The sequence below is a fragment of the Streptomyces albidus (ex Kaewkla and Franco 2022) genome, from assembly GCF_013870515.1.
GTDB lineage: Bacteria > Actinomycetota > Actinomycetes > Streptomycetales > Streptomycetaceae > Streptomyces > Streptomyces albidus.
Genome location: NZ_JACBXA010000332.1, coordinates 1 through 5,304, shown reverse-complemented (window position 1 = coordinate 5,304; position 5,304 = coordinate 1). Strand labels below are relative to the sequence as shown.

Here is a 5,304-nt window from a genome sequence, read left to right as displayed (position 1 = left end):
CCCGGGGCAGCCCCGAGACCGCGTCGGGCGCCCCCTAGGTCAGGGCCGTGTCCAGCGCCTGGCGCAGGTCCGCCAGCAGGTCCTCCACCGACTCGATGCCCACCGAGAGGCGGATGAGGTCTGCCGGAACCTCCAGGGCGGAGCCCGCCGCCGAGGCGTGGGTCATGCGGGCCGGGTGCTCGATCAGCGACTCGACGCCGCCCAGGGACTCCCCGAGCGTGAACAGGTGCGTGCTGTTGCAGACCCGCACGGCCGCCTCCTCACCGCCGGCCACCCGGAAGGAGACCATTCCGCCGAAGGCCCGCATCTGCTTCGCGGCCGTCTCGTGGCCCGGGTGCGAGGGAAGCCCCGGGTAGTAGACCTGAGAGACGCCGGCGTGCGCGGTGAGCATCTCGGCCACGCGGGTCGCGTTCTCGCTGTGCCGCTCCATCCGGACGGCGAGAGTCTTCGTGCCCCGCATCACCAGCCAGGAGTCGAACGGGCCGGCGACGGCGCCCATCGCGTTCTGGTGGAAGGCCACCTCGGCGGCCAGCTCGGCCTCGTTCACGATGAGGGCGCCGCCCACGACGTCGGAGTGGCCGCCCATGTACTTGGTCGTCGAGTGCACGACGATGTCGGCGCCCAGGGCGAGGGGCTGCTGCAGATACGGGCTCGCGAAGGTGTTGTCGACGACGAGCCGTGCCCCGGCCCCGTGCGCGATCTCGGCCAGCATCGTGATGTCGCTGATGCCGAGCAGCGGGTTGGACGGCGTCTCCACCCACACGGCCTTCGTACGGTCGCGCAGCGCGGCGCGCACCGCCGCGGGATCGGAGGTGTCGGCGACCGACCACTGCACGCCCCACCGCTCCGCGACCCGCGCGAAGAGGCGGAAGGTGCCTCCGTAGGCGTCGTTCGGGATCACCACGTGGTCGCCCGGCACGAGCAGCGTGCGCAGCAGGCAGTCCTCGGCGGCCATGCCGGAGGCGAACGCGAAGGCGTTGCGGCCGCCCTCGAGGGCGGCGAGGTTCTGTTCGAGGGCGGTCCGCGTCGGATTCGCGGAACGGCTGTACTCGTAACCGCCGCGCAGGCCCCCGACGCCGTCCTGCTTGTACGTGGACACCTGGTAGATGGGCGGCACGACCGCCCCCGTCGCAGGGTCGGCGGTCTGCCCCGCGTGGATCGCGAGGGTCTCGAAGCTCTGGGGCGTGTGCCCGTAGTCATGCTGGTCGCTCATGGGGTGAGGGTAATGCGCCGTACGGTTGGGGCAGAGCGGCTCAGGCGAACCGCTCTGAGGAATTGCCGCCCGGCCCGCCGCACACGCCCGCCCAGGGGGAGAACGCAGTCATGGAAGCCCTGCTCGTGCTCATCGCGCTGACCGCCGTCTTCGGGGTCTTGATCGCTCCTGCGATGCGCAGGCGCAGGCAGCGGCTGGAGGGTGCGCAGGGCTTCGCCCGTGCCCTCGACCCGGGCGCCGGATACGGGTTCGTGCCCACGGAGCAGCTCGACGTACGGCTGCCGGGCCCCGACCACGAGTTCGTCGAGGCCCTGGAGGAGACCCAGCGCACGCAGGACTGGCAACCCGTCGCGCGGCTGCTGGCGTTCACAGGTGACGAGTGGGAACTGCGCTGGCAGCGGGTGCAGTCGATCGCGGGTGCGGCGGCGATGGAGCTGGCCGCGGCGCGGGCCCTGGGAGCGGCGGAGGCCCCCGGCAAGGGCGACGCCGGCGGCGTCTCCTTCAGCAAGGAGCCCGGGCGGCGCGACGCGAGCTGGCTGCGGGAGTGGCGTACGGATCAGCCGGGCGACGCGGGCGGTGCCGAGGTGTACGCCCAGTTCCTCGTCTGGCAGGCGGTAGCCGACCCCGCGTCTGCGGACCACCGCATCATCCTCGAAGAGGCCCGCACGGTCTGCCAGGAGGCCGTGCGTCTCGCCCCCGAGGACCCGACGCCGCACATCACCGAGCTCTTCGTGGCCCGCCATCTCTCGTACCGCCGCGCCGACTTCGAGGAGCTGTGGGCGACGCTGCGGCGCAAGGCGCCGAACCACATGGGCGCTCACATCGCCGCGCTGCCCTACTGGTCCGAGAAGGGCAGCGGCTCCCGCGCCGAGGCCGACGCATTCGCGCAGACCGCCGCCGCGCACGCTCCGGAAGGCACTCTGCTGCCCGCACTTCCGCTCTTCGCGGTCTACGAGCACCTGCCCGAGGTCAACGTGGTGAGCGGGCTGTACCAGAGCGCGGAGATCGAGAAGGCCGTGGAGGCGGCGGAGTACGCCGTCGACCAGGTCGAGGGGGAACATCCCGTACGACCGCACGTACTGCACCTGCTGGTCTGCTTCCTCGTGCGTGCCGAACGGTACGGCGAGGCGATGGAGGCCCTGCGCGTCGTGGACGGTTACGTGGGGGCGGTGCCCTGGGCCGACGCCACGGATCCCGCCGCGCACTACGCGGCCTACCGCGCTCTGGCCGTGGCCGGCTGGGAGTCGGCGGGCGGCGAGCGCGCGCAGCTCTGATGAGGGCACGCGCCGTGCGCGGTCCGTGGGGCGGCGGGCGTCGTGCACGATGGAGGGATGGCTAACCGACTCGCGGACGAGACCAGCCCCTATCTCCTGCAGCACGCCGACAACCCCGTCGACTGGTGGCCCTGGTCGGATGCGGCGTTCGCGGAGGCGCGCAGGCGGGAGGCGCCCGTGCTCCTCAGCGTCGGATATGCCAGCTGTCACTGGTGTCACGTCATGGCACACGAGAGCTTCGAGGACGAGGACACCGCCGACTACCTGAACGCCCACTTCGTCTCGGTCAAGGTCGACCGCGAGGAGCGTCCGGACGTCGACGCCGTCTACATGGAGGCCGTACAGGCCGCGACGGGGCAGGGCGGCTGGCCGATGACGGTCTTTCTCACGCCCGAGGCCGAACCCTTCTACTTCGGCACCTACTTCCCGCCCGCCCCCCGGCACGGCATGCCCTCCTTCCGGCAGGTGCTCGAAGGCGTCGCCACGGCATGGACCGACCGGCGCGAGGAGGTCACCGACGTGGCCGGCCGGATCGTGCGGGACCTGGCGGCTCGCGGCATCCGGTACGACCAGCCGCAGCCGCCCGGACCGGAGGAACTGGCCTCCGCTCTGCTGGAGTTGACGCGCGAGTTCGATGCGGCGCACGGCGGGTTCGGCGGTGCGCCGAAGTTCCCGCCGTCCATGGCGCTGGAGTTCCTGCTGCGGCACCGCGCACGCACCGGATCCCAAGGTGCCCTGGACATGGTCGAGTCGACATGCGACGCGATGGCGCGCGGCGGCATCTACGACCAGCTCGCCGGAGGCTTCGCCCGCTACTCCGTCGACGGCTCCTGGGTCGTGCCGCACTTCGAGAAGATGCTCTACGACAACGCGCTGCTGTGCCGCGTCTACGCACACGCCTGGCGCGCCACGGGCTCGGAGACGGCACGCCGCATCGCCCTGGAGACGGCCGACTTCATGGTGGCCGAACTGGGCACCGAACAGGGCGGGTTCGCCTCCGCCCTCGACGCCGACAGCGACGACGGAGACGGCCGTCACCGCGAAGGCGCGTACTACGTGTGGACTCCCGCCCAGCTGAACGAGGTTCTGGGCGAGGAGGACGGGCAGTGGGCCGCCGGCCACTACGGCGTGACGGAGGAGGGCACCTTCGAGGAGGGCGCCTCGGTCCTCCAACTCCCCGGCGGCGAGGGCCCGTCCGACGCCGACCGCGCCGCCTCCGTACGGGAGCGGCTGCTGCGCGCCCGCGAACAGCGGCCCCGTCCGGCCCGTGACGACAAGGTCGTCGCCGCATGGAACGGGCTTGCTGTCGCGGCGCTGGCCGAGACCGGCGCGTACTTCGACCGCCCCGACCTCGTCGAGGCCGCCTCCTCCGCCGCCACCCTGCTGACCGAACTGCACATGAGTGATGACGGGCGCCTCGTACGCACCTCACGGGACGGAAGCGCCGGCCCCAGCGCCGGTGTGCTGGAGGACTACGCAGACGTGGCCGAAGGCCTGCTCAGCCTCTACTCGGTGACGGGCCGGACCAGTTGGCTGGAGCGCGCCGGCGTCCTGCTGGAGACCTTGCTCAGGCACTTCACGGCCGCTGACGGCACGCTGTACGACACCGCCGACGACGCGGAAGCACTCATCCGCCGACCGCAGGACCCCACGGACAGTGCCACCCCCTCGGGCTGGACGGCCGCCGCCCAGGCCCTGCTGTCCTACGCCGCCTACACCGGCAGCAGCCGTCACCGCGAGTCGGCGGAGCAGGCGCTCGGGATCGTACGGGCGCTGGCGTCACGAGCGCCGCGCTTCATCGGATGGGGGCTGGCCGCAGCGGAGGCCGCCCTGGACGGCCCTCGCGAGGTCGCCGTCGTCGGTCCGCAGACCGATCCCGGCACCGGGACGCTGCACCGCACGGCCCTGCTGACGACGGCTCCCGGCGCGGTCGTCGCCATGGGAGAGCCGGGCTCGTCGGCCGCGCTGGACGTGCCGCTGCTGCGCGACCGGCCGCTGCTGGACGGTCACCCCACGGCGTACGTCTGCCGCAACTTCACCTGCGAGGCCCCTACCGCCGACCCCGAGGTCCTGGAGCGGTCACTGCGGAGTTGAGGCCGTTCTCGACGAGGCGGAGGGCGACATCGACGACCTCGAACAGCTCCTGCGTCTGGTCGCCCTCGCCCCAGTGGAACAACGCCTCGGTGAGCGCGCCGAGCAACGCCCCTGTGCACACCCGCAGTTCGAGGGCGTCCTCGGGCAGCCCCGTCCGCTCCGCCAGCGCGCTCGTCAGGAACCGGCTCGTGGCGGACATGTGCTCCGCCATCCGGGCGCGCAGCGCCGGCACGTCCCGTACGAGCCGCATCCGCTGGTGCGCCTCGGCGGGCTCGCGGCCGGGATCCTGGCTCATCGCCTGCTCGAAGACCTCCACCACGGCGTTCCGCAGCGCGGTGGCCGGGGGCTCTTCGGCGGGACGCGCCACGAGGGCGGCGTGCAGGAGCGGGTCGTACTCGTCGGTGAGGACGATGTCTTCCTTGGTGGGGAAGTAGCGGAAGACGGTGCTGGGGGAGACCTCCGCCTCCTCGGCGATCCGGTCCACGGACGTGGCCTCGTACCCCTGCTCGTCGAAGAGCCGGTACGCGGCCTGGCGGATCGCCTGCCGGGTCCGGATCTTCTTGCGCTCGCGCAGCCCCGGACGGGGCTCGTCCGAGGCGGACTTCACAGGTGTACGTGCGGGGGCCATGGATCTCATTGTCCGCCATCCCGCCGGGGCGCGGCCAGTTATGTGCCGGGCAGGACGAGGGGGCCCTGCTCCTCCTCGGTCCCCTCCGCCGGCTC

General features: G+C 72.3%; 4 protein-coding genes. 2 read left to right on the top strand and 2 right to left on the bottom strand.

Translation table 11 applies throughout. The features are described 5' to 3' along the window. Positions 1-34: 34 nt before the first annotated feature. The gene (locus H5J26_RS28115) at positions 35-1,213 is read right to left on the bottom strand and encodes a cystathionine gamma-synthase (RefSeq protein WP_181768781.1); all 1,179 of its coding nucleotides are present in this window, start codon (positions 1,211-1,213) and stop codon (positions 35-37) included. A 110-nt stretch (positions 1,214-1,323) separates the two neighbouring features. Between H5J26_RS28115 and H5J26_RS28110 the strand changes: the two genes are divergently transcribed. Beyond that, the gene (locus H5J26_RS28110) at positions 1,324-2,487 is read left to right on the top strand and encodes a hypothetical protein (RefSeq protein ID WP_181768780.1); all 1,164 of its coding nucleotides are present in this window, start codon (positions 1,324-1,326) and stop codon (positions 2,485-2,487) included. Positions 2,488-2,544: 57 nt separating this feature from the next. Further along, on the top strand, positions 2,545-4,581 hold the full coding sequence (locus tag H5J26_RS28105) for a thioredoxin domain-containing protein (protein ID WP_181768779.1): 2,037 nt from the start codon (positions 2,545-2,547) through the stop codon (positions 4,579-4,581). Here the strand turns inward: H5J26_RS28105 and H5J26_RS28100 are convergent. Beyond that, positions 4,538-5,209 carry a TetR/AcrR family transcriptional regulator gene (locus H5J26_RS28100; protein ID WP_181768778.1) on the bottom strand — a complete coding sequence of 224 codons (672 nt, stop codon included), beginning with the start codon at positions 5,207-5,209 and terminating at the stop codon, positions 4,538-4,540. The genes H5J26_RS28105 and H5J26_RS28100 overlap by 44 nt on opposite strands. Between the last annotated feature and the right edge of the window lie 95 nt (positions 5,210-5,304).

What these genes read in the sequence shown, in the direction of transcription:
- H5J26_RS28110 (WP_181768780.1), top strand. Translation starts at nt 1,324, where the DNA reads ATGGAAGCCCTGCTCGTGCTCATCGCGCTGACCGCCGTCTTCGGGGTC.
- H5J26_RS28105 (WP_181768779.1), top strand. Translation starts at nt 2,545, where the DNA reads ATGGCTAACCGACTCGCGGACGAGACCAGCCCCTATCTCCTGCAGCAC.
- H5J26_RS28100 (WP_181768778.1), bottom strand. Translation starts at nt 5,209, where the DNA reads ATGGCCCCCGCACGTACACCTGTGAAGTCCGCCTCGGACGAGCCCCGT.
- H5J26_RS28115 (WP_181768781.1), bottom strand. Translation starts at nt 1,213, where the DNA reads ATGAGCGACCAGCATGACTACGGGCACACGCCCCAGAGCTTCGAGACC.